The sequence below is a fragment of the Bacteroides sp. DH3716P genome, from assembly GCF_025914115.1.
GTDB lineage: Bacteria > Bacteroidota > Bacteroidia > Bacteroidales > Bacteroidaceae > Bacteroides > Bacteroides ovatus.
Window position 1 is genome coordinate 1758340 of sequence record NZ_CP083673.1, and the last position, 26509, is coordinate 1784848.

At 41.5% G+C, this 26509-nt stretch carries 15 protein-coding genes; 9 read left to right on the forward strand and 6 right to left on the reverse strand.

Annotated features, from left to right (window positions below):
• Positions 1 to 6 precede the first annotated feature (6 nt).
• From KQP79_RS06150 to KQP79_RS06190, 9 genes are all read left to right on the forward strand, one after another.
• Positions 7 to 993 carry a DUF4973 domain-containing protein gene (locus KQP79_RS06150; RefSeq protein WP_032855924.1) on the forward strand — a complete coding sequence of 329 codons (987 nt, stop codon included), beginning with the start codon at positions 7 to 9 and terminating at the stop codon, positions 991 to 993.
• 42 nt (positions 994 to 1035) lie between these two features.
• A complete protein-coding gene (locus tag KQP79_RS06155) occupies positions 1036 to 2937 on the forward strand; it encodes a sialate O-acetylesterase (RefSeq protein WP_224262802.1) in 1902 nt (633 codons plus the stop codon).
• 19 nt (positions 2938 to 2956) lie between these two features.
• Positions 2957 to 4525: a hypothetical protein gene (locus KQP79_RS06160; protein WP_032845068.1), complete on the forward strand. Its 1569-nt coding sequence runs from the start codon at positions 2957 to 2959 to the stop codon at positions 4523 to 4525.
• A 45-nt stretch (positions 4526 to 4570) separates the two neighbouring features.
• Positions 4571 to 6850: a beta-glucosidase BglX gene (gene bglX, locus KQP79_RS06165; protein ID WP_004309526.1), complete on the forward strand. Its 2280-nt coding sequence runs from the start codon at positions 4571 to 4573 to the stop codon at positions 6848 to 6850.
• Between the two features lie 294 nt (positions 6851 to 7144).
• Positions 7145 to 7576: a dUTP diphosphatase gene (gene dut, locus KQP79_RS06170; protein ID WP_004309527.1), complete on the forward strand. Its 432-nt coding sequence runs from the start codon at positions 7145 to 7147 to the stop codon at positions 7574 to 7576.
• 24 nt (positions 7577 to 7600) lie between these two features.
• Positions 7601 to 9373: a tetratricopeptide repeat protein gene (locus KQP79_RS06175; RefSeq protein ID WP_022200118.1), complete on the forward strand. Its 1773-nt coding sequence runs from the start codon at positions 7601 to 7603 to the stop codon at positions 9371 to 9373.
• Positions 9370 to 9948 carry a DUF4292 domain-containing protein gene (locus tag KQP79_RS06180; RefSeq protein WP_004298193.1) on the forward strand — a complete coding sequence of 193 codons (579 nt, stop codon included), beginning with the start codon at positions 9370 to 9372 and terminating at the stop codon, positions 9946 to 9948. The genes KQP79_RS06175 and KQP79_RS06180 overlap by 4 nt, the downstream gene beginning before the upstream one ends.
• The gene (locus KQP79_RS06185; RefSeq protein ID WP_004309528.1) at positions 9945 to 11246 is read left to right on the forward strand and encodes a murein hydrolase activator EnvC family protein; all 1302 of its coding nucleotides are present in this window, start codon (positions 9945 to 9947) and stop codon (positions 11244 to 11246) included. Before KQP79_RS06180 ends, KQP79_RS06185 begins: the two co-directional genes overlap by 4 nt.
• Positions 11247 to 11266: 20 nt before the next feature.
• Positions 11267 to 15283, forward strand: a complete 4017-nt coding sequence (locus tag KQP79_RS06190; protein WP_061448375.1) for a two-component regulator propeller domain-containing protein — start codon at positions 11267 to 11269, stop codon at positions 15281 to 15283.
• 120 nt (positions 15284 to 15403) lie between these two features.
• On the opposite strand, the gene KQP79_RS06195 is transcribed toward KQP79_RS06190, so the two are convergent.
• From KQP79_RS06195 to KQP79_RS06220, 6 genes are all read right to left on the reverse strand, one after another.
• The gene (locus KQP79_RS06195) at positions 15404 to 17089 is read right to left on the reverse strand and encodes an arylsulfatase (RefSeq protein WP_061448374.1); all 1686 of its coding nucleotides are present in this window, start codon (positions 17087 to 17089) and stop codon (positions 15404 to 15406) included.
• Positions 17090 to 17126: 37 nt separating this feature from the next.
• On the reverse strand, positions 17127 to 18659 hold the full coding sequence (locus KQP79_RS06200) for a sulfatase (protein ID WP_264386622.1): 1533 nt from the start codon (positions 18657 to 18659) through the stop codon (positions 17127 to 17129).
• A 240-nt stretch (positions 18660 to 18899) separates the two neighbouring features.
• Positions 18900 to 19841 carry a hypothetical protein gene (locus KQP79_RS06205; RefSeq protein WP_061447802.1) on the reverse strand — a complete coding sequence of 314 codons (942 nt, stop codon included), beginning with the start codon at positions 19839 to 19841 and terminating at the stop codon, positions 18900 to 18902.
• Positions 19842 to 19875: 34 nt separating this feature from the next.
• Entirely contained in the window at positions 19876 to 21585 is a 1710-nt protein-coding gene (locus tag KQP79_RS06210) for a RagB/SusD family nutrient uptake outer membrane protein (RefSeq protein WP_061447801.1), read from the reverse strand.
• 19 nt (positions 21586 to 21604) lie between these two features.
• On the reverse strand, positions 21605 to 24721 hold the full coding sequence (locus KQP79_RS06215) for a SusC/RagA family TonB-linked outer membrane protein (RefSeq protein ID WP_234120975.1): 3117 nt from the start codon (positions 24719 to 24721) through the stop codon (positions 21605 to 21607).
• Between the two features lie 32 nt (positions 24722 to 24753).
• Positions 24754 to 26508, reverse strand: coding sequence for a RagB/SusD family nutrient uptake outer membrane protein (locus tag KQP79_RS06220; RefSeq protein WP_061447799.1), 1755 nt, complete (start codon positions 26506 to 26508; stop codon positions 24754 to 24756).
• Position 26509 lies beyond the last annotated feature (1 nt).

Here is a 26509-nt window from a genome sequence, read left to right on the forward strand (position 1 = left end):
ATGAATATGAAAGAAAAAATATATTATCTGTTATTTGCCGTGTTGATGGCTTTGTTTTGCACGGCTTGTAATGAAGAATGGACCGATGAACAATATGAGCATTATGTTTCGTTTAAGGCACCGATGGATTATGCGAGAGGTGTAACTGATATTTATGTGAAATACAAGCTGAATGGTGCGGTGACTTATCAACTGCCGGTTATTATGAGTGGCTCTACATTGCCCGGGCACGATACAGAAGTGCAGATAGCGATAGACTCGGACACGTTGAAAAGTATCAATTGGGAGTATTTTCACAATCGGACAGATCTATATTATAAGGAGCTTACCTCCGATTATTATGAGGTGGAGAACATGAATGTGGTAATTCCGGCAGATGATTGTGTGGGATTGTTGAATGTCAATTTTAAATTAGGTGGGATAGACTTGGTAGATAAGTGGGTATTGCCGCTTACGATTAGAGAAAGTCCTATCGGCAGTTATACTCCTCATCCTAGAAAGAACTACAAGAAAGCATTGTTGCGTGTTGTTCCTTTTAATGATTATTCCGGTATTTATTCAACAACCACAATGGAAGTCGGTTTTACTGATTCGGGGACTAAAATGACTACTAATACGCGTACGGCATTTGTAGTGGACGAACATTCTGTTTTCTTCTATGCAGGCTTGATGAATGAAGAAGAACTGGAACGTGGAAAGTATAAGATAATCTTCAGGTTTAACGATGACGGGACGGTTACGCTTTCTGCACCTGATCCGGACATTCATTTCAATCCGATAAAAAATCCAACTTGGAAATTGGCGGAAAAAATGGACGTTTCGTTGCCATATCTAAAACATAAAACGATTACTATAGAAGGATTTAAATATGAATTTGATGATGTCACATCTGTTCCTGGTACTCCTATAAGATATGTAGTTGAAGGGACTGTGAATATGGAACGTAAAATTAATATTCAGATTCCGGATGAAGATCAAGCAATCGAATGGTAATAATTTGTAAGTCGGAGTGATATGTATAAATGGATTATATTAATGTCGGGATTATTTGCGTCACTGACCGCTTGTGCCAAAGTTAAGTTGTCTCCTTTATTTTCCGATAATATGGTACTTCAGCAAGAGGCTGAAGTACCTGTTTGGGGAAAAGCATCTCCAGAAATGCGAGTTATAGTGATTCCTTCATGGAGTGGGGAGAAATATGAGAATATAGCTGACAGGACGGGTAATTGGAAAGTAAACATCAAAACCCCAAAAGCCGGGGGACCTTATCATTTAGAAATAACGGATGGAGAAAAAGTAAGATTGGAGAATGTAATGATTGGTGAAGTATGGCTTTGTTCCGGTCAGTCGAATATGCAAATGCCAGTAGAAGGATGGGGCAAAGTGAAAAACTATCAACAAGAGGTGGCACAGGCCAATTACCCGGATATACGCTTGATGACTGTGAGTAATACTATTAGTCTAAGTCCGTCGCAGGAGTTTACTGCTGTCGGAGGAGGATGGCAAGTGTGTTCATCGGTTACTATCCGGGAGTTTTCAGCAACAGCCTATTTTTTCGGTAGGGAAATAGCACGCACGCAGCAGGTACCGGTAGGACTTATCTGTGCTCATTGGGGCGGTACTAATATAGAGCCGTGGATAAGTGCTCAAGCATTGGGCGAAGTTCCCGATTTTGTTGAGCAATTGAAGCTTATCCGAAGGTTGGGAAACAAGGATTGTGATTTACAGGCGGAGGAAGAACAAAGGCAGGCAAAGATTTTGTCGTTAGATAAAGGAATGAGAAATGGAAAGCCTTTTTGGAATACTCTTTCTTATAATGATGAAGGATGGATATCTCATTCTTTCCCCGGAAATATCGAAAAGACTTTTCCTGATTTTGATGGTATTGTTTGGGGGCGAAAGACGGTGGATATTCCAGAACAATGGGAGGGAAAAACGTTGAGTTTACACATGGGGTATGTGGATGACGAGGATATTACTTATTTTAACGGAATCGAGATAGGGAGCACGAAAGGATATACTCGTTCCCGTACTTATGAAATACCGGGTAATTTAGTAAAAGCGGGCAAAGCTGTAATTACTGTTCGTATCGTGGATACTGGAGGAGGGTGTGGCATCGGAGGTGAAATGAAGTTAAGCAAAGATGTCGGAGACTGGATTCTTATATCTGGTGAATGGAAGTGTAAAGTTGCCGCTCAATCTCATATTGACCCAGTGTTTGAGATGAATCCGAATGTGCAAACTGTGCTTTATAATGGGATGATTCATCCATTGGCACCTTACAAATTTCGTGGGGTTATTTGGTATCAGGGAGAGAATAATGTAGGGCGTGCTACACAATATAGGATATTGCTTCCATTACTTATTCAGAGCTGGCGTGAGGAATGGGGGAATGATTTTCCTTTCTACCTTGTGCAATTGGCTAATTATTTAGAGAGAGCAGATGAACCGGGAGACTCACAGTGGGCTGAATTACGAGAAGCGCAGCGCCAGACAGCTTTGTATTATGACAATGTGGGTATGGCCGTTACCATAGACATCGGCGATATGAATGATATTCATCCCAAAAACAAACAGGAAGTAGGGCGTAGACTTGCCTTATTAGCACGTGCCGATACCTATGGTGAGCGGATTGTTTGTAGTGGTCCGGTTTATCAGACTTACCGTGTGAAAGGAGACAGGGTTATTCTCTCTTTTGAGTGTGCAGACGGAGGATTAAAAACGTCTGATGGAAAAAAAATGACAGGGTTTGCCATAGCAGGGATAGACGGAAAATATCATTGGGCGGAAGCTGAAATCTGTGGAAATGAAATCATTGTATCATCGGAAATGGTAAAACATCCTTTGACTGTTCGCTATGGATGGGGAGATAATCCTACATGTAACTTAATTAACGGTGCAGGATTACCGGCCTCTTCATTTCAAACTTTACGTTAAACTTAAAAAAACAAGAAAAATGAAGAAACTTAACTTTTTATTTTTAGGCTTATTATCTTTTATGCCAATCTGGGGATGTAACGATGATGATTCATTACCGGAGGCTGTTGTTGAAGTCAAGGAAGGGCATAATGAAGATATTGTATCAGTCATTGATTATGATATTAAGAATGATGGAACACTGATTGGTTCTCAACTTAATAATTTGGTCGGTCAGTCTTATGGGAAAACGCTTTATTTTCCTGCCGGAACTTATAACTTGACGGAGCCTATCGTTCTGCCATTGGAATATACCAAAAATGTAAACCTTATTTTTGATAAGAATGCAACGGTTAAAAGTGATGTCCATTTGGAAGCATTGATTAAAGTAGGTTATTCAGAAACCTATTTTACCGATGTTTCACATCGGCGATTCTCTTATATCGAAGGAGGAATACTAGACTGTTATAATGCAGATAATGGAATTCTAGTAAACGGAAGGAAGCAGTTGGTGCAGATACGTACGATGAGTCTGGTGCGAGGACGTAATACACATATCCGCATACACGTTCCTGAAGGTATTGGAACTGGTGGAACGGGTAGCTCGGATACAAAGATAGATAATGTAACAATTCAAGGCATCTCTTCGAATGATAATGTATACGGTATCTATATAGATGAATCTTGTTGTGATTGTAAGATATCTGACACTTTTATTTATTGTACAAAGGAAGCTTTAGTTACGAAATCTGCCGGTCATATATTGAACAATGTACATATTCTTTCTTGGGATACTACCGGAGGGACCCATCTTGAGGATGGTAAGAATTACCGTTCAACAGTCGGAATACGTATAGCTAGTGGCGGATTTTTTGTTTTCAATCAAGTCTATTATGATACGATTGATAGAGGAATCGTCGTGAATGAGGGTTATAGTCCGGATTTGATGCTGGACCAACAGATTTCTTTTTCATATTTGAATAATTTTGGAACCAGCTTTATTCAGGCAGAAGGGAATAACCCCAATTTGAAAGTGAAGTTGTCCAATTCTACTTTTACTGTATTAAATGATAATTTTAAGATTCTAGATTGTCCTGTTGATTTGGTGGGATGGGATATTGCGGATAAGTTTTCTTTCCTGAATTGTGTAGTTGCTAATTCACAGCGTTTGTATCCTTACGAAACGACTTTGATGCAGAAGCTTAGAGGGGTAAGTTCTGACGGGATAATATGGACAACTTTAGCTAATTATGATATGAATTGGAATGTATTAGGGGCTGTCATTTCTTCTCCAATGCGGAATACCCTTGAGATAGATTTAGCCGATAATTTGACTGTAAAACTTAATTTTATGTTTAAAGGTGTTGAACCTCTCTTGCAAGGTTATGAAGTGCTGGGAGAGGGAGTAGAGGATATTGAATTTGGATATGCTGTTTCCGGTCAGTTCTGTGTGTTGCTGTTCAGGGCAAAAAGGAATGCTTCTTTCAATCCGATCATTTACGATACATTAGGTTCCGGGCGGTTTATGCCGACTCCGTATAAAGGCAAAAAATATACACTTGTTGATTATGGGTTAAGTGATTCGGATATTAAGATTTTATCTCATTAATGTAAGTATCTAAATAATGAAGTGATTATATAATAAGTAATAAACATGAAATATCAATACTTGTTATTAGGCGTTCTATATGGGTTGTTATTGTCTTCCTGTTCATTGTCGGCTGAAGAAGGAGATAAAGAGATGGATCGATATATTGCCAATCTGATGGGAAAGATGACACTGCACGAGAAGTTGGGCCAATTGAATCTTCCTTCCGGGGGTGATTTGGTTACTGGTAATGTAAATAGTGCCGAACTTACGAAAATGGTTCGTAACCAGGAGATTGGAGGTTTTTTTAATGTGAAAGGAATAAGAAAAATTGTTGATTTGCAGCGTATAGCCATTGATTCTACCCGTTTGGGAATTCCTTTGCTGGTAGGAGCTGATGTTATCCACGGTTATGAAACCATTTTCCCGATTCCTTTAGCGCTTTCTTGTAGCTGGGACACACTAGCTGTTGAACGTATGGCACGCATTTCTGCTGTAGAAGCCAGTGCGGATGGTATTTGCTGGACATTCAGCCCGATGGTTGACATTTGTCGTGACAGTCGTTGGGGGCGTATTGCAGAAGGTAGTGGTGAAGACCCTTATTTGGGTTCCCTGTTAGCAAAAGCCTATGTACGCGGTTATCAGGGAAATAATATGCAGGGAAAAAACGAAATTCTTTCCTGTGTAAAACACTTTGCATTATATGGCGCATCCGAATCAGGGAAGGACTATAATGTGGTTGATATGAGTCGCCAACGTATGTATAATGAATATCTTGCCCCATACAAGGCAGCTGTTGAGGCAGGTGTGGGTAGTGTGATGAGTTCTTTCAATTTGGTGGACGGCATTCCGGCTACGGCTAATAAATGGTTACTGACCGATTTGCTCCGGAATGAATGGGGCTTTTGTGGGTTGTTAGTGACGGATTATAATTCTATCGCCGAAATGTCCTCACATGGGGTTGCTCCTTTGAAAGAGGCTTCTGTACGTGCTTTACAGGCGGGTACGGATATGGATATGGTTTCTTGCGGTTTTCTGAATACATTGGAAGAATCTCTGAAAGAAGGGAAAGTTACGGAAGAACAGATTAATGCCGCTTGTCGCCGTGTATTGGAAGCAAAATATAAATTGGGCTTGTTCTCTGACCCGTATAAATACTGTGATACCCTGCGTGTGGAAAAAGAACTTTATACGACTGCTCATCGCGCGGTGGCGCGTGAAATCGCAGCTGAAACATTTGTTCTGTTGAAGAATGAGGATCATCTGCTTCCGCTCGAACGGAAAGGTAAGATTGCTTTAATTGGTCCTATGGCTGATGCCCGTAATAATATGTGTGGGATGTGGAGTATGACGTGTACTCCTTCCTGTCACGGGACATTATTGGAGGGAATTCGTTCGGCAGCAGGTGATAAGGCTGAAATACTGTATGCGAGAGGTAGTAATATATATCATGATGCGGAACTTGAAAAAGGAGGAGCTGGTATCCGTCCGTTAGAACGCGGCAATGAACTGCAATTGTTGGATGAAGCTTTGCATACGGCTGCCCGTGCAGATGTGATTGTTGCGGCTTTGGGAGAATGTGCTGAAATGAGTGGTGAATCGGCTTCACGTACGGAACTAGGGATTCCTGATGCTCAACAGGATTTGTTGAAGGCGCTGGTAAAGACGGGTAAACCCGTAGTGTTGCTTCTTTTTACAGGGCGTCCGTTAGTTCTGAACTGGGAGGATGCCAATGTTCATTCTATCTTGAATGTCTGGTTCGGTGGAAGTGAAACAGGCGATGCTATTGCTGATGTATTGTTCGGTAAAGTGACTCCGGGCGGCAAGCTGACTACGACTTTTCCCCGTTCAGTGGGACAGCTTCCTCTGTACTATAATCATTTGAATACAGGTCGTCCCGATCCTGACAGTCATTCTTTTAACCGTTACTCCAGTAACTATCTGGATATGAGTAACGAACCTCTTTATCCTTTTGGGTACGGTTTGAGTTATACAAATTTCTCTTATGGGAATTTACAACTTAGTTCGGATGTACTGTCCAGAAATGGGGAGTTGACAGTGTCTGTGACTGTAACCAATGACGGAGATTTTGACGGATATGAGATCGTACAAATGTATCTGCATGATATTTACGCTGAAATATCTCGTCCAGTGAAAGAGCTGAAAGGCTTTGAACGTATCTTCTTGAAAAAAGGAGAGAGTCGTGAAGTTAAGTTTGTTATCACGGAAGACGATTTGAGATTTTATAATTCAGGATTACAATACGTTTATGAACCGGGAGAATTTGATGTCATGGTAGGAGCAAACTCTCGTGATGTGCAGACTGAACGTTTTAGGGCAGATTGATCGTATATAAACTTTCTTTTTCTAAGATGTAAATATTCTTTTGATTATAACTAAATTATGGTTGCCGCTTTGGACTACAAAACAGAAACTTTCGGTTGTAGCTAAAGGCGGCAACGTTGTGATTGGAAGTTCCGTTTATCATTTGAACTTAAAGATGCTTGACTTATCTTTTTATTTAGGATTTAGTTGTTTACCATTCGCAATTTGGTTGCAGGTACATTATTTAACTGCAAACTTAACTATTTTTCAGTTCAAAATGTGTATTTTCGCCCGTTAAATAGTAAACATGCATTTATGAATATTCAAGTTATCAATAAATCGAAGCATCCGCTTCCGGCTTATGCCACCGAATTGTCCGCAGGAATGGATATCCGTGCTAATCTTTCTGAACCTATCACATTGGAACCGTTGCAACGTTGTCTGGTGCCGACAGGATTGTATATCGCTCTGCCGAAGGGATTTGAGGCGCAAGTTCGTCCACGTAGCGGGCTGGCGATAAAGAAAGGTATCACGGTACTTAATTCTCCGGGTACGATTGATGCGGATTATCGTGGAGAAGTTTGTGTCATTTTGGTTAATCTCTCGTCCGAGGCTTTTGTTATTGAAGATGGCGAACGTATCGCGCAGATGGTGATAGCAAAGCACGAACAGCCTGTATGGCAGGAAGTGGAGGTGCTGGATGAAACAGAACGGGGAGCCGGTGGTTTCGGACATACCGGAGTATGATGAATGCTTAATGGAGAAAATAGAATGAAGATAAAAATAGGATGGCTGTTCGTGACGGTATTGATGCTCACTTCATGTGGGGGAATCCGGTCTGTGCGTACAGCAAAAACAACAGCGAAAGCAGATGGAGCTTCTTTGATGAAGGAAACATTGCTTTCTGCTGAACAACAGCGTAAATATGACTACTTCTTTTTAGAAGCCATGCGGATGAAAGGAAAGAATGAGTATGATGCGGCATTTGGATTGCTACAGCATTGTCTGGATATCAACCCCACTGCTTCTTCTGCGCTTTATGAAATATCGCAATATTATATGTTCCTTCGCCAGGTGCCGCAAGGTCAGGTTGCTTTGGAGCAGGCAGTGGCTTTTGCGCCTGATAACTATTGGTATAGTCAGGGATTGGTCAGTTTGTACCAGCAACAAAATGAATTGGATAAGGCTGCGGCTTTGCTTGAGAAGATGGTGACCCGTTTCCCGTCGAAACAGGACCCTTTGTTCAGCCTTCTTGATATTTACAGTCGCCAGGAGAAGTATAATGATGTCATTTCTACATTGAATCGTTTAGAGAAACGTTTGGGTAAGAATGAGCAGCTGTCTATGGAGAAATTCCGGATTTATCTTCAGATGAAAGATGATAAGAAGGCATTTCAGGAAATAGAAAGTCTGGTACAGGAATATCCGATGGATATGCGTTATCAGGTGATACTGGGAGATGTATATCTTCAGAACGGGAAAAAGCAGGAAGCTTATGATGCATACCAGAAGGTACTGGCTGTAGAGCCTGATAATCCGATGGCTCTCTTCTCGATGGCTTCTTACTATGAACAGACCGGGCAGAAAGAATTGTATCAACAGCAACTGGATACGTTGTTATTGAACAAAAAGGTGACTTCTGATACTAAAATCAGTGTCATGAGACAGGTGATTGCGGAAAATGAACAGTCGTCCGCTAAAGATAGCACTCAGGTGATTGCCTTATTTGACCGGATGATGAAGCAGGATATGGATGATCCGCAGATACCGATGCTTTATTCTCAATACCTGTTGTCGAAGAATATGGAACAGGAGGCTGTGCCGGTATTGGAGCAGGTGGTTGATCTGGATCCTACCAATAAGGCTGCCCGTCTGATGCTGGTTAGCGCGGCGGTGAAAAAGGAAGATTACAAGCAAATTATCAAGGTCTGCGAACCGGGCATTGAAGCTACTCCGGATGCGTTGGAACTTTATTATTATCTGGCTATCGCTTATCATCAGGCAGAACAGGGAGATAGTGTATTGAGTGTTTGTAATAGAGCATTGGAACATATAACTCCCGATACCAGAAAAGAAGTCATTTCAGATTTTTATTCTATCATGGGGGATATTTATCATACCAAGAAACAAATGACGGAGGCTTATGCTGCTTACGATTCGGCTTTGGTATATAATCCTTCCAATATTGGCGCATTAAATAATTATGCTTATTATCTGTCTGTGGAACGTCGTGACTTGGACAAGGCGGAGGAGATGAGTTACAAAACGGTGAAAGCCGAACCTAATAATTCGACCTATCTCGATACTTATGCATGGATTCTTTTTGAAAAGGGAAACTATGCCGAAGCCCGTATCTATATTGATAATGCAATGAAGAACGACGGCGAGAAGAGTGATGTGATTGTGGAGCATTGCGGAGATATTTATTTTATGACCGGCGATGTGGAAGGTGCGTTGAAATATTGGAAGAAGGCACTGGAAATGGGTAGCGAGTCGAAAACGTTGAAACAGAAAATAGAGAAGAAGAAATATATTGCGGAATGAAAAGAATCATTTATCTACTGTTGTTGGTGGTAGTGGTGTTGGCCGGCTGTAAGAGTTCGAAACACTTGGCAACTTCGGAAACTAAGACTTCGACAAAGGCTCCGACATCCAGTTACCTGGCTTCCAAGCTTCAGTTGACTATTCCCGGCAAGAAGGGAAGCATGTCTGTAGGGGGAACCATGAAGATGAAAACTCATGAGCGGGTACAAATCTCCTTATTGATGCCTATTCTGCGTACAGAAGTGGCACGTATAGAAGTTACTCCCGACGAAGTTTTATTGGTAGACAGGATGAATAAACGCTTTGTTCGTGCCACTAAAGCTGAATTGAAAAATGTATTGTCGAAGAATGTGGAGTTTTCCCGTTTGGAAAAGATATTGATGGATGCCTCTCTTCCTGGTGGAAAGACAGAGCTGACAGGAAAAGATATAGGAATTCCTTCATTAGAAAAGGCAAAAGTCCAACTTTATGAGTTCTCCACACAAGAGTTTTCGATAACTCCGACGGAACTGACGTCCAAATACAACCAGATTCCCTTGGAAGAATTAGTAAAAATGCTGGTAGCTTTATTATGATGAAACGTTTCTTTGTTATTCTAATCAGTTGCCTTTGGTTGGCAGTTCCTCTTTTCGCTCAATCGAACAAGTTGATTCGTGAGCTGGAAAGTAAACGCGGTGCGCTGCAAAAACAGATTGCCGAATCGGAATCTATATTGAAGGATACAAAGAAAGATGTGGGAAGCCAGTTGAATAGTCTGGCTGTGTTGACCGGACAGATTGAAGAGCGGAAACGCTATATCATGGCTATCAACAATGATGTGGAGGCTATCCAGCGTGAGTTGGCTTCATTGGAGCGCCAGTTGCACGGGCTGGAGAAGGATTTGAAAGATAAAAAGAAGAAATATGAAGCTTCTGTCCAGTACTTGTATAAGAATAAGTCGATAGAGGAGAAGCTCATGTTTATTTTTTCGGCAAAGAATCTGGGGCAGACTTATCGGCGTATGCGATATGTTCGTGAATATGCCACTTATCAACGTCTGCAAGGGGAAGAAATCCTAAAGAAACAGGAGCAGATACGCAAGAAGAAAGCGGAACGTCAGCAAGTGAAAGCCGCCAAAGAGAACCTGCTGCAAGAACGTGAGAGCGAAAAGGTGAAGTTGGAAGAGCAGGAAAAAGAGAAACGTACGTTAGTGACTAATCTGCAAAAGAAGCAGAAAGGATTGCAGAATGAGATAAATAAAAAACGCAGGGAAGCCAATCTGCTGAATGCCCGCATCGATAAATTAATTGCGGAAGAAATAGAGCGTGCCCGTAAGCGTGCGCAGGAAGAAGCTCGTCGTGAAGCGGCTGCCCGTAAGAAAGAGGAAAGCAAGGAGGGAAAATCTGCTGCAACGGAAACGGCCGCTAAATCGAAACCTCTTGAGGCTTATACCATGAGTAAGGCGGATCGGGAATTATCAGGTAACTTTGCCGCGAATCGCGGGAAATTGCCAATGCCTATATCCGGTGCTTATATTATCACCAGCCGTTACGGACAATATGCCGTAGAGGGGTTGCGCAACGTGAAACTGGATAACAAGGGTATTGATATTCAGGGAAAACCGGGTGCACAGGCGCGTGCCATTTTTGATGGGAAGGTGGCGGCTGTGTTCCAATTGAACGGATTATTTAATGTCCTCATTCGTCATGGCAATTATATTTCTGTTTATTGCAATCTTTCTTCTGCATCCGTCAAAGCCGGTGATACGGTGAAGACGAAGCAATCTATCGGTCAGGTTTTTTCTGACGGCACGGATAATGGACGGACGGTATTGCACTTCCAGTTGCGTAGGGAGAAAGAAAAGTTGAATCCTGAACCTTGGCTGAACCGATAATTGAATAAAAAACACGTAGAATGAAGTTAACTAAAATACTAATATGCTTGCTGATCTTCTGGACCGGAACACTATCCGCGTCTCCTTATTTTTCGTTCAAGAAATATCAGGTAGAAGATGGATTGTCTCATAATACCGTGTGGTGCGCCCTTCAAGATAGTTATGGTTTTATCTGGCTGGGTACGAGTGACGGATTGAACCGTTATGACGGGCGGGGCAATAAAGTGTACCGGAATGTTCTCAACGACAAATTTTCATTAGAAAATAATTTCGTAGAAGCCTTGATAGAGGTGGACAAGAATATTTGGGTTGGAACAAACTCCGGACTTTATATTTATGACCGGGATACCGATCGTTTCTCTTGCTTTGATAAAACGACGCAGTATAATGTGTATATCAGCAGTGAGATAAAAAAGATTATTAAGACGGAAAATGGTCTTATCTGGATTGCGACTTTGGGACAGGGATTTTTTATTTATGATCCGAAAACAGAGGTGCTGACTCAAAATAGTGTTCAGACATCTTTTGTATGGGACCTCTGTCAGAGTGCTGATCGGAAGAGGGTCTATATATCTTCCTTACAGGAAGGACTTTTGTGCTTTGACGAAAACGGCAAGTTTCTCCGGACGTATGAAATTTCATTAGATATAAATGCTTCTGATAGTTATAAAGTAAACTGTATTCAGAATATCGATGGAGATATTTGGATTGGTGCGGGAAACAATCTGCTGAGTCGTTTGGACGAACGAACCGATGCTATGGATAATTACAGTGGTTCGGCGTTTAATTTCGGAGCTGTTCATTGTTTGCTGAAGTATACGGATAAAGAGCTGTTGGTAGGTACGGATAACGGGCTTTATCTGTTCAATCAAAATACAAATACATTCCAGCGGACGGATAATCCGACCGATCCGAGAAGCTTGAGCGATCAGACTATCAATGGCATGATGTGGGATGCAGAAGGAGCTCTCTGGGTGTTGACCAATTTGGGGGGAGTCAACTATATGTCCAAGCAGACCAAACATTTTGATTATTATTCGCCTGCCTATCTGGCCGGAGTGTCCGGAGCGGGAAAGGTTGTTGCTCCTTTCTGTGAGAATAAAGATGGGAATATCTGGATTGGAACTCAAAGCGGTTTATATTTCTTCCATGCTGCTACCCGCGAACTTTCTCCTTATCCAATCGGAGGACATGATAATCAAAAGTATGACATTCGTTCCTTATTGTTGGATGGAGACCATTTATGGATCGGTACTTATGCGAAAGGGATACGGGTTGTCAATTTGCGTACCGGAGCTGTGAAAGTTTATACTCATTCTCGCGGGATTCCCTATACGATTTGTAGTAACGACGTATTATGCTTTTATAGAGGGAGGAACGGAGAAATTTACGTAGGAACGAGCTGGGGTTTATGTCGTTATGATGCCGCTAAAGATAACTTTATGCCCATCATAAATATTGGTTCTATGATCTCTATTACCGATATGCATGAAGATATGTACAATCATCTCTGGATCGCTACTTCCAGTAGTGGCGTGTTCACTTACAACACGATAAATGGTCATTATAAAAATTATCAGCACGAACGGGAAGACTCAACTACGATCACCAGTAATTCGATCATTACTTTATTTGAAGATGTGAAAGGAACCATGTGGTTTGGAACGAATGGGGGAGGACTGTGTTCTTTTGATGCTAAGGAGAAAAGATTCATTGAATTTGACCCGCATAATACTTTATTACCTAACAAGGTTATTTATGCGATTGAGCAAGATCAGGGAGGTGATTTCTGGGTATCCAGCAATGCCGGAATTTTTAAGATTAATCCTGTTACCAAAGATCATTTCCGCCAGTTTACGATTAATGACGGCTTGCAAGGAAATCAGTTTATAGCTCGATCTTCATTGAAATCATCCGAAGGAAAATTGTATTTTGGTGGGATCAATGGCTTTAATGTATTCCAGCCGGAACAGTTTGTAGATAACAAATATATTCCTCCGGTTTATGTGACCGATATCCGGTTGCCTTATCAAACCGATGAGCAGGAGGTGAAGAAACTGCTTCAGTTGGATAAGCCGCTTTATATGGCTGATAAGGTGACTTTATCTTACGAAAACAATAGCTTCTCTATTCGTTTTGTCGCTCTTAGTTTTGAAGATCCGGGGAAGAACCGGTATTCTTACATACTTCGGGGAGTGGACAAGGAATGGATTCTGAATACCGATAACAATATGGCTTCTTACACCAATTTGCCTCCCGGTGAGTATTTGTTCGAAGTCAGAGGCTCTAATAATGATCGCCAGTGGAATGAGAATACTACCACTTTAAAGGTGGTGATTACTCCTCCCTGGTGGCGTAGTACCTTTGCTTACTTCGTTTATGTCCTCATGCTGTTGGGATGGATCGGTTGGATGGCTTGGCGATGGAATCTCCGTGTTAAACGCAAATATAAGCGGCGGATGGAAAAATATCAGATTACCAAGGAACAGGAAGTTTACAAGTCGAAGATTAGCTTTTTCATCAATCTGGTGCATGAAATACGTACTCCGCTTAGTTTGATACGGCTTCCTTTGGAGAAATTATTAGAGAAAGAGCGTGAAGGAAAAGATCTCAAGTATTTGTCTGTGATAGATAAGAATGTAAATTATCTGTTGGGGATTACTAATGAATTGCTTGATTTTCAGAAAATGGAGAGTGGTACGCTGCATCTGAATCTGAAAAAGAGTGATATTAAAGAACTTGTCAGTGACGTTTATAATCAGTTTACAAGTCCTGCTGAATTAAAAGGTATTGATTTGCAACTGATCGTGCCCGAACAAGAGCTGGTGTCTACGGTGGATAGGGACAAATTAAGTAAGATTCTTGTCAATCTGATGGGAAATGCCATCAAATATGCGCATGCGCGTATTGACTTGAAGCTGCTTGTCACTGATGGGGGATATGAGATACAAGTGAACGATGATGGTCCCGGAATACCAAATGAACAGAAACAAAAGATATTTGAGGCTTTCTATCAACTGCCTGACGATAAGGTGGCCACAGCAGTAGGCACTGGCATCGGATTGGCTTTTGCAAAGTCTTTGGCAGAGGCTCATCAGGGAGATTTGCGTCTGGAAGATAATATTGGAGGTGGTTCTTCGTTTATACTGTCTCTTCCGGTCAAAGAGTGGGAGACGGAAAAAACGGGCGATATTGTAGAAATATCCCCAGAACATGCGGATGCTTCTGAAACGACCTCTTCGGAGTATTCAGGGAAGAAGTTTACAGTTCTGTTGGTTGAGGATAATGTTGATTTGCTGAATCTGACTCGTGAGTCATTGGCAGAGTGGTTCCGTGTGTTGAGGGCTTCCAACGGTCGTGAAGCGCTTGAAGTGCTTGCGCAGGAAAACGTGGATGTAATAGTGAGTGACGTTATGATGCCGGAGATGGATGGGCTGGAACTTTGCAGCAAGGTGAAGTCTGAAATCTCTTATTCACATATTCCGGTTATTTTGTTGACGGCGAAAACCACTTTGGAGTCTAAAGTCGAAGGACTTGAATGTGGGGCGGATGTATATGTTGAGAAACCATTCTCTGTTAAACAGCTCCATATGCAGATCGAGAATCTGTTGAAGTTGAGACAGTCTTTCCATAAACTGATGGTGAGCTTGGCAGGAGATACGGTTGCTGTTTCGACAACGGATTTTGCGATGTCTCAAAAGGATTGTGAGTTTATAGCTAAGATACAGGGAGTAATAGCCGAACAGTTGGCGGATGAGAACTTCTCGATAGATACCCTGTCTGAACAGATGAATATGAGTCGTTCTAATTTCTATCGGAAGATAAAGGCTTTGTCCGGAATGTCTCCTAATGATTATTTGAAGACACTTCGTATGAATAGAGCTGCTGAACTGATAATGAGCGGTACCCGGATTTCTGAAGTGGCAGCGCAGGTAGGATTTACTTCTTCTTCTTATTTTGCGAAATGTTTTAAAGCGCAATATGGTGTACTGCCTAAGGAATATACAGGTCAGCCTCCGATTTCAGGTGAGGCCTGATAAAGAATAGATAAAAGCATATAAAAAAACTCCTGTCGTGCAATATCATTGGATATTTTCCGACAGGAGTCAAATATAAAATAATTAATCGAGTACTCTTTCTAATTAATTGAGTAGGCTTTATTTCTTTTTTTGTCCCGGGTAAGGCTCTACCATGCAACGTTTAGCCCATGCTTCATAAGCCTTTGTCATTTCAGCTACTTTTTCAGGGTATTGTGCTGCCAGATTATGCATTTCGCTCCGGTCCTCATTCAGGTTGTATAATTCCCATTTAGCGTTTTCTCCCGGACGAACCAGTTTCCAACCGTCATTAGAGAGGAATGCACGTTCATTGTAATGTTCGAATCCAAGGTAGTTATGTCCTTCACGATGTCCGGTCTTGAAGATAGGAACCAGACTCTTACCCTCCAATGGGATGATGTCATTTCCTTTATATTTGGTAGGATAAGTAGCTCCTGCCATATCGATGCAGGTAGCCATGATGTCCATCACATGTCCGATTTCGGGAGTCGTTTTGCCGACATTCTTCTTGATACCTTTCGGCCAGTGAGCAATCATCGGAGTACAGATTCCTCCTTCATAAGATTTGGCTTTCCAAAAGCGGAATGGTGTGTTGGCTACGTTTGCCCAGCGTGCTCCCAGTGAAGCGTATGTGGTTTGTGGACCAGGCATTACTTCCTTGTTGTGTGGATAGATTATTTTCTTCCCATCACGAGTCATGTCAGGACGGTCATTTTCTCCTGGAGAGTAATTTTGGCAATTTTCATTACTGCATCCGTTGTCAGAGAGGAATAAGATCAGCGTATTATCAAGTTGTCCGGTCTTTTCCAATGCATCGATAACTTGTCCTATACCTTGGTCCATACGATCGATCATAGCGGCATGAACGGCCATGGCGCGTGCATCCCATTCTGCATGCACATTGTCTTCCCATTTGTCATTGAATTGTCTTTCAGAAAGGAAATTATCCATTCCCGGGAAAATACCCAGTTGCTTTTGGCGCTCATAACGGGCGTTACGGATAGCTTCCCAACCTACTTTATAGGTATCTTCGTATTTTTTTATGTCTTCTGGGAGTGCCTGTAGTGGCCAATGCGGTGCTGTATAGGCCAGGTACATAAAGAATGGTTTATCCTCCTTTGCATACTCTTCCACTTCTTTTGCTGCACGATCCGAAAGTGCCTGTGTAATATAATATCCTTCCGGTACTTCTTTTACGGGTACTTCTCCTTCTACCAGACTGAATGGATCAAAATAATCTACCACTCCGTAAATGATTCCATAGTGAGAATCAAATCCGCGATTAACAGGATAGTGACATAAGTCGGAGAATGTGTCATGAAAAACATGATGTGCCAGCCATTCGCGTTGATCCTTGCGTAGGGGAGTTTCAGCGACGTGCCATTTACCTACCATGCTGGTAGCATATCCTGATTCTTTCAATACTTCAGCGATGGTAACAGCATTGCGTGAAAGCGTACCACGATAACCCGGAAGGTGATCATCAAAGGTCATGCGTCCGATTCCTGCTTGATGTTGATAAAGTCCTGTCAATAAGGAAGCACGCGTCGGACAACTACGGCTGGTGTTATAGAAATGATTGAAGCGTACTCCTTGTTTTGCCAGTTTGTCCAGATTAGGTGTGTGAATTTCACTACCGTAGCATCCCAGGTCAGAATAGCCTAGGTCATCTGCAAGAATTACCAGGATATTGGGTCTTTGATCGGACTTTTTTCCTTTGGCCTCTGCTGCAGAATGTCCAGCAACCATCAAAGCGGTTGGTAATAGTAAAAATTTAGAATTCATAAGTTTAATGTTGGTTTATAATTTGTTTTTCACTGTATTACTCTTTTCCTTTGTCTTTGTTTTCCTCAAACCATTTACATACTTTCTTGCTCAACTTTGCAACCAAATCAGGATGCTCATTTGCGATATTATTCTTTTCGAACTTATCCTTTTCCATATCATATAGTTGCGCATCGCTTCTGTCACCGTTCACTAATAATTTCCACTTTCCACTGCGTATAGCTAAATGGGGGCTTCTGTCATAAGGGTTCCCAGGAAAGCCAAAATGTTTGTTTCGTCCGAAATCCCACATTAAATCGGTTTTACGTTTGGCTTCCGATTTACCGAGAAGAACTTTTGAATAGTTCTGCCCATCGCCTTTGTAACCTTTTTCTGTTTTGATTCCGGCTATAGAACACAAAGTCGGATATAAATCTACTGCGCATAATACAGACTCGTTATTTACCTGTCCGGCTTTAATTTTCTTTGGNATTCCGGCTATAGAACACAAAGTCGGATATAAATCTACTGCGCATAATACAGACTCGTTATTTACCTGTCCGGCTTTAATTTTCTTTGGATATCTAACGATAAACGGCATACGGATTCCCCCTTCATAAAGACTATTTTTAGTTCCTCTCAAATAAGCGGAACGTACAGATTTAAAGCTGGGTGCAGGACCATTGTCGCTAGTGAAAATAATGATTGTATTTTCTCCCACTCCCAGCTCATCCAGGGTTTTGATGAAACGTCCGAGTTGTTTGTCCATTTCTGCAAGTACAGGAGCAAATGCTTCTTGTGTTTCCCAGCTTTTTCTTTCCTTTTGTTTGAATTCCGGTACCCAAGGGGTATGCATATCATCCGGCCATAGNGGAGCAAATGCTTCTTGTGTTTCCCAGCTTTTTCTTTCCTTTTGTTTGAATTCCGGTACCCAAGGGGTATGCATATCATCCGGCCATAGATTCAGGAAAAAAGGTTCGTCTTTATGCTTTTTTACAAACTCAATACTTTTGTCTACAAAGTATTCGGTACGTCTCCAACGTTTTACACTGTCTTTATCCGACCAGATCCATTTGGTTGCAGTGATTGTTGGATCCGGATCCGGGCTTTCGTAGGTTGATATGTATTCGTCAAAACCGTAATTTTTAATAGAAGGAGCATTGTGCACGTCACGTCCGCCTCCCATGTGCCATTTTCCGATGTGTCCTGTTGAGTAACCTGCATTTTGGAAGGCACGCGCCATGGAAGGCAACTTATCATCCAGGAAATTACGTTGTTCGCATCTCTTGTTCGCAGCTTTGTCGTTCAGGAAAGTGTTGATTCCCACTTCAAGAGGAAAGAGACCTGTGGTTAATCCACAGCGGGATGGAGAGCTAACCGGCGCAGAAGAGTAATATTGGTTGAATAATAGTCCGTCCTGTGCCAGCTTGTCAATATTGGGAGTAGGAACGAATTTACCTCCATAACAACCTATGTCACCGATACCCATATCATCGATATAGATAATTACTACATTAGGTTTTGTTTCTGCTTGTGTGTTAGCAATGGGGAGTAGGGCTCCCAGCCAGGGTAAATGTTTTTTCAGATTCATAATTATTGTGATTTAATTAACTTCAGTTTTTCATGATGACTTTTCGCAAAAGTAGGGAAGATATCAGAGAAGGAAGGAAAAATACTAATCAATAAAGGAAAAAAAATGGTAGAATGATAGATTTTTTCTTTCTTCTATTGGGAAAACAGGAATAGAGAAGCTCGTAGAAAACGAGAACTTCTCTATTCTTCTAATTATTCTATGATACGATCATTGGAGAAGGTATCTTGAATGGGAGCTTTACTTCGCCACGGTTTTAGTCAGTAATTGTACCCATGAGTATTTAGTGTTTTCTACCCAATTATCCGGTGAGACTTCGATAGTACCAGTTTTTGCTGTTATTTTTTGTATGCAAATCAATCCTTTCTTTCCATTGGCAGTTTTGAACAGGTAAACTTTATCTGCCTGAATAGCTAAGACTTCGGAGGTTGGATTTGCTAGATTTTCTATCGGAGTTGCATCTACTTGGGAGATTGCATTAAATTCTGCTTGTGATAAAGAGGTTTCAGCAAATAATGTGTGTTGTAAACCATTAATTGTCATCAAGCCATAATCACTTCTTTTAGCAGGTGAAACAAGAGCTGGTACAGCTTCGCTTCCTGAAGGCAAGATAATATCTCCGAGTGAGAAATCGACTTCGTTTGTATATTTCATGGCATCAGCAGCCATATAAGTGCGTCCAAGAAGCCATGTTGCATAATAACAACCATAATAAGCTGAAGCTGTCTCTACTATTTCTCCATCTTTTCCGTAATCCGGATCGGAGAATAAAACAGAAGGAGTAATCTCTACCAATAAGTTACGTTGGTACGTATGGCCGTCGGTACCTAGAACGACTACTGTAATACAGGCATTCTCTTTTAAAGAAGTAAACTTGTAAGTTGTTTCGTAATTAGTCGTTCCGTCTGCAAATGACTGGGCAGTTTCTTCTATCAGACTTCCCTGCATTCCGGTTTTGGAGTCTGCCTGATAAATTTCAAAACTCATGATTTCTCCTTGTACTTTGACGGTTGCCGTGTATTCAGCAATCCCTTTCGTTAATGATACTCTATTATTCTGATCGACACCCGCAAATTCGATTTTGACAGGTGCTTCATAATCAACTTCATATTTATCTGCACAACCGAATAATCCAAATAAACTGATTGACAGAATTAATGCAATTATACTATTTGTTTTCATGACTTTATTTTTTTAAGTAAACATTCTATTTAGATTAGTATCCTGGATTCTGGTAGATATTCGGGCAGTTATTAACTTCATCCTGTGGTATTGGAGCCAAGTTCATGCGCTCGTTATAGTTTCGCGTATCTAAAGTTACCCGTTGATATTCACCGTTAATTTTCTTTATTCCGACAGCCGGTAATCTCATTACATTTTTTGCTATCAGCCATCTTCTTATATCAAAGAATCGATGATCTTCAAAACAAAGTTCTACACGGCGTTCTTTACGTATGCGTTCCCGAAGGGTTGCCTGATTATAATCTGCGGCCAGTAAGTCTGTCGTGATACCGGCACGACGACGTATCCTGTTAAGCTGGGCTATTGCTTTTTCTCTGGCTGTGTTCGTATCTTCAGCTTCATTCTCGGCTTCTGCATAATCGAGCAGGATTTCTGCATATCTCATCATTGGAAAGTCCATGTAAGTGGTACCACCTTTTCGATGATCGATACGGTCATCCAGAAACTTTGTCAGGAAGTATCCGCTTCCCCATCTATATGATTTTGACAGGTCTATTGTAGCTGGCTTACCGTTGACCAAAGGCCAGGTAGCACCATCACATAGAATGCTCTGTGCCAAACGGGGATCTCTGTTAGCATAAGGAGAATTTTCATTGTAACCGGAGTTCGGGTTAATAATAGCTTTCGTATTTGATTCGTAACCGAGAATGGGCTGTGAGCCGTCGAGCATATCATAACAGTCTACCAGCCATTGGTTCGGACAAGTCAGTAGCTCTTTATTTACATTCCAGGGATCAAAGGCAGGCATCATTCCGTAGAGGTCATTTGCCGGTGCACGGAGAAATCCCATGATTACCTCACCATTGGCACGGGTATTGAATAATCGTGTGTAGCTCTTTTCGGGAGTGGTCGGATCTTCATATAAACGATAGAAATCTCCATTGTCAGCATATTCAATCATATCGTAGGCAGCATCAGCCGCTTCTCTCCAAGTTACTCCGGACGCATTGTGTAAGGGACTTGCTGCATAAAGTAATGTGCGTGCCAGATAGCCTAGGGCTGCTCCCCGGGTAGCTCTTCCGTAATCTGCTGCATCGTATTTGTCGGGCAATACTCCCGGCTCTGCAAGTTCTTTGAATTCATTAGCAATCCAGCGGACTGTGGTTTCTAACGATTCACGTTTGATTTCGTCATAAAGTAACGGATCGAGTTCTTTGTCTCCGATTACTAATGCTCCGTAGAAACGAAACAGTTCGTGGTGATACAATGCACGCAGAAAGCGTACTTGGTTTTTCAGGGAAATCTTCTCTGCATCCTCCAATGGTGAACGGTCTACGTTGTTCAGGAATGTGTTTGCAGAGCGGATGGCCTTATAGTAGAATATCCATGGATGGTCACCGCCAATCAAACCTTTGGAAGCATCAATTCCCCCTTTGATAAATTTCTCGAGTTCGGGAATAACTGCCCCTCCGGCACGGGTTGTATTTCCGGCTCCATCGTCTGTTGCGTTGTCAAGCATACAAGGCGAACCACCAATGTTTGCCAAAAAACCAAAACTGCCAAGGCGGTCTCTCCCCATGCGCATACGTGCATACAAGTCGTATGCAACTTTGCGGGTCAATGTAATGTCCGAATAAACTTTCTCTGTATCCGTAAGATCCAGTTCGGTTTCTTTCATCAGGCTATCTGCACTACAACTGGTAAGCAGGACAGCCGTTACAAAGGATATAAATAGTTTTCTCATAAATTATTCATTTCAAACATTAGAAATTCAGGTTGATACCAAAATTTATTACTTTTTGTTGTGGATAGAATTGTCCATTACTATTGTTCGATGATTCAGGGTCTACCTTCTTTACGTTGTCCCATGTAAAGAGATTGTAGGCATTCGCATATACTCTAAGTGAACGTACTCCGAATTTTTTCAATAGTTTGCGAGGTATAGTGTAACCTAACTGAATGTTTTTCAGACGCAAGTATTTGGAATCTTTCAACCAATAGTCAGATTTATAATAATTAGGATGCGCGGCAGTGGCTGCTTTAGTGAAACGTGGGTACGTTGCTGTTGCTGCTGTTTCCGGTGTCCATCTTCCGATATGCTCTTCGTAATAATTACCCCAGAAATTATCCCATGCAATATCCTGTTGCAGATAGATGGATGAACGGGCAGCTCCCTGAAGCAATATACTAAAATCAATTCCTTTCCAGTTCAAACCGGCAGCAAGAGAGAAAGTCATTTCGGGTACCGGATTATAGCCGATAGGAGCTTGGTCGTTAGAATCGATCACTCCATCATGATTCAAGTCTTTATATTTAATATCTCCAGGTCGGCTTACTTGTCCGAATTGAACGGGAGAACTTGCTACATCTTCATAAGAGCTAAAGAAACCGTCGGAAATATAGCCGATAAACTGTCCGATAGGATTTCCCGTTTGTGACATATAGGCATAGGGCTTTACAGATTCACTTTTCTCTACAATTTCATTGTGTGCATATCCATAAATCCCTTTTATGGAATATCCGAAATCTCCTTTTTGATCTTGATAGCCTATTTCCAAATCATATCCCTGATTTGTTACGACACCATAGTTTATGGGAGCCAATCCGTTTGAACCGGCTGCTTGAGAATATCTTTCCGGTTCACATAGGATATTACTACGACGCTCTTTAAAAAAGTCGATACTGGCAGATATTTTATCTTTCAACCATTTGGTCTCAAGTCCTAAGTTATATTTCCGTGCAACTTCCCATGTGATATTTTCATTGGCGCTTTTTCCTTGAATCAGACCTTTAATCGCAGGATTATGTGTCTCTCCAAAAGTGTAGCCTAGTCCTTCATCGTATCCTGAACGATAATAGTAAGAGAAACCTCCCAGCTTGTCATTACCAACTTCACCATAAGAGAAGCGTAGTTTAGTAAAACTTAAGATAGGGTTTTCTTTAAAGAAAGGTTCGTTAGTCAGTACCCATCCCACTGATGCTGCAGGAAAGAGCTGATAACGGTGTCCTTCCGCAAAACGGTTTGAGCCGTTATAGCCTGCGTTAACTTCGAATAGATAGCGATTCTCATAATCATAGTTCACACGTCCTACTAAAGCCTGATAGATATGAGGTACATAAGAATAGCGTCCACCGGGAGTGGAAGTGTAACTCATATTATAAAGTACCAGTCCGGATATATTATGCCCGGAGAAAGATTGTTTATAACGAACTGCCGCTTCAGCATACTTGCGATGTGTAGCTGCCGTTTTATTGGTGGCTTTTGTTGGCAACACCATTTCAAGCCCTTGTTTATAAGTTCCGTTTACAGGATTATATTGATAGATATTGGGACGCTGCTGTATGCTTCGGTTATTGCTCCAGCCTGCATCGTAAGAGAATTTTCCGTCTATACTTAATCCTTTTAACAGTTTTCTTAGGTTATATTTAAAAGCAAAATCTGTCTCAAGTTTGTTATTGAAATTAAGAAAAAATCCTGAATAGCATAATGTCACGAGTGGATTCTGTCTCCATATACCATCGGCGGCGGCATAAGTTCCATTCGCGTTTAAGATTGGGAATGCTTGAGGAGAATTGCAATAGAACATGCCGAACAGACGCAGTGCTTCCTGTCCGTCAGCATCATAGCCATAGGGGCGGTTCTGACTTCCGAAACGATAAGCAAGATTCACGGATACCTTGAAATCTTCAGTTAGGTTGATATCGATATTCGAACGAGTGGTGAGCCTACTGTACTTATATTCCGAATTATAACCTTCTTTGTATAAGCCTTTTGCTACATCGGGTGAGGCTGCTAAAAGAGCTTGTATTGTCTCATGTTCTTTAATTTTGTCTACGTCTGTCTCAAACATACCGGTTTGAGTGAAGTATCCCACAGAGACGAAGTAACGTACTGTTTTATTTCCGCCCGATAGGTTTACATTGTATTTCTGTTGGAGACCATTTTTCGTAAACATATCTACAAAGTCATTGTCCGGGTGTGTAAACGGACTTTTCTGGGTACGATATAGATAGTTGTCATATTCTGACAGGAAAAGGCCGCGAGTATTACCGGTATCGGAAGGGTCAAAGCCATCATTGATAGCACCCTCACGCATGAATCTTGAAACGGATTCTGAATTTAGGGTTTGGGATATGCGATTGAAGGAAGTAACACCAAATTCAGATGAGAAAGAAATTTGAGTTTCTCCTTCACGACCTCTCCGGGTAGTTACCAATATCACACCATTTGCTCCTCGTACACCGTATACGGCTGTTGCAGAAGCATCCTTTAACACGGAGATAGTTTCAATATCATCAGGGTCGATTTGCGCCATAGGCCGTTCTACCCCGTCAATCAGTACTAAGGGGCTAGAGTCGTTCAATGAAGCACGACCACGAACAAACATCGTAGCCTGATCACCGCCGGGACGTCCGCTCTCTTGTCGGGTTACTAGTCCCGGGATGCGGCCACCTAAAGCGTTTGTGACACTTGATACAGGCATGCTTTTCAAATCTTCGGTCCCGACATTAGAAATAGAACCGGTCAGAGATACTTTTTTCTGTGTCCCGTATCCTACTACCACAACTTCATCTAATTGTGCAATGTCTTCTTCCAAGGTGACATTGATAAAAGGATGATTCTTTTTTATGGCAATAGATTGTTCTATAAAGCCGATCATTGAGATAAGAAGTGTTTGCTCTGCTTCGTTGGACAATGTAAGAGTAAATTTGCCATCCAAACCAGTCACTATTCCATTATTAGTCCCTTTCTGAAGGACAGTAGCGCCAATCATCTCCATTCCTTGGGCATCTTTAACAATTCCGCTAACTTTGGTTTGTGCACAGACATGCCAGATGGAGCTGGTTAAGCATATGAATAATATTATTATCTTTTTCATGTTTTCTATCTATTAAATAGTTTTGATGCCCGTTACCAACCTGGATTCTGTTGGATGGAAGGGCTTTCCTTGATTACTTTCAGAGGAATAGGATGATAATACATGTAATCTTTAAAATTGCGTGCTTCATCTACTGTAATGCGTGTATAATGAAGCCCGGAAGCATTTTCTTCTACTTTCATTCCGATAATAGGTTCTCTAAGTTGATTGCCATCCATCCAACGTCGCAAATCGAAGTAACGATGTTCTTCAAAACAGAGTTCGATACGGCGTTCTTGCTTCACTTTTTCCATAAAGTTGTTATCTGTCACCCCATTAAGAAATTTATCATTTGTTCCGAATCCTGCTCTGGTACGTATTTTTTGTACGGCTTCTATTGCTGTCAAACCATAGCCTTCTGGATCCGCATTCATGCCGTAAGCGTGGTGCATGGCTTCTGCGTAGGAAAGTAGGATATCAGATAAGCGAATCATCGGGAATAAGTGGAAAACGGTACCCACATTGGCCTGTCCGAAGTTCAGTGTTTTGTCCAGGAATTTAGCTAAATAATATCCCGTATTGGTCGAACGGTTCTTCACTTGGTTGAGTCCGTCTATGGTTGTGTTATCACTAATTCGCGTATAAATGGTATTCTTTCCATAAACCGAACCGTCATATCCGATAATTGCTGTCAAACGCGGGTCTCTGTTAGTATACATGCTTGCACCGTCAGAAGAATGGGTATAATCGCTTCCATCTTTCATGGTAAATGCATCGATCAATTGCTGTGAAGGTACTGTACCTCCTCCCTGATCTTTTGAGATTGTAGGGGGATAATGTCTGTTTTCCAGACCATTGTCCTTAGCAGCCGTATAGAATAGGATATATTCCGGATTAGGATTGGCATTGATAAAGATCTTGTCGTACGTTTTAGCAGCAGTAAGAGCTATCAGACTATATTTTTTATTTCCATTCGGAGATATTGTTCCGTCTGCATTTAGATTGATTACATCTGCACAAGCTTTGGCTGCAAGTTTCCAACGTTCCGTCACATCCGAGCCGTCAGTATAGCCTAGTAGTGGATCGTTATTATCCGTTCTGTTGTAGAGTGGGCTTGCGGCATAGAGTAATGTCTTGGCTTTAATAGCAAGTGCCATTCCTTTAGTCATACGGCCATAAGAACCATTCCCACCTTCCGGATCAACTTTCAATACAGCGGCAGCACTCTCACATAACTGTACGATGTGATTGACGCAGTCTTTGAAAGAGTCTCTTGCCTTTGTCTGCAGTTCAGGATCGTCGACTTCGTAAATACGATCGACAATAGGAAAGCCTCCGTAGTGTCTTAACAGGTTAAACTCAAATAAGGCTTGTAAACATTCAGTTTCCGCACAATAGGTATCTTTAAATGTCTGGATGTCTTCTTCTGTCTTATTTTGTAACACCAAGTCAGCCTCACGCAAATATTTGCGGGCAAAAATGGCCTGTTGAATTCCCTTGTATGACTTATTCCAACATTCTTCAATCGGATTTGAAGAAGTGACATACCCACGAGACAACTTATGAATATCCGAATCTATGATTGTACTTATTCCATCATTGGTGGCTGCATCTAAAAAGGCATTTCCTACGTGGTTGAAGCCTTCGGGAATATATGCATACACCTGATTAATCGGTTTCAGATAGTTCTGTTCATTCGTAAAAATATCATCAGGCTGGGCCCAGTCATAGGGCATGTCATCCAGATAATCACAACCGGAAAATGTTAGTGTTGCGCTTATTGCCAAATAAATTATCGATTTTTTCATG